At 70.0% G+C, this 283-nt stretch carries 1 protein-coding gene; it reads left to right on the plus strand.

Features of this window, described 5'->3' with window-relative positions:
• On the plus strand, nt 1-283 hold a 283-nt coding region (gene eutB / locus ACLBYB_RS33425), incomplete at both ends, for an ethanolamine ammonia-lyase subunit EutB (RefSeq protein WP_447701450.1).

Consider the following 283-nt stretch of genomic DNA (forward strand, 5'->3'; position numbering starts at 1 on the left):
CGGCCAGGGCTCGGCCCTCTCGGCCGACGCCCACTGGGGCGTCGACCAGCAGACCATGGAGGCGCGCGCCTACGCGGTGGCGCGGGGGTTCGGCCCGCTGCTGGTCAACACGGTCGTGGGCTTCATCGGTCCCGAGTACCTCTACGACGGCAAGCAGATCATCCGCGCCGGGCTGGAGGACCACTTCTGCGGCAAGCTGCTCGGCCTGCCGATGGGCGTGGACGTCTGCTACACCAACCACACCGATGCCGACGGCGAAGACATGGACGCGCTCCTGACCCTG

This window comes from Methylobacterium sp. D54C (assembly GCF_053345595.1).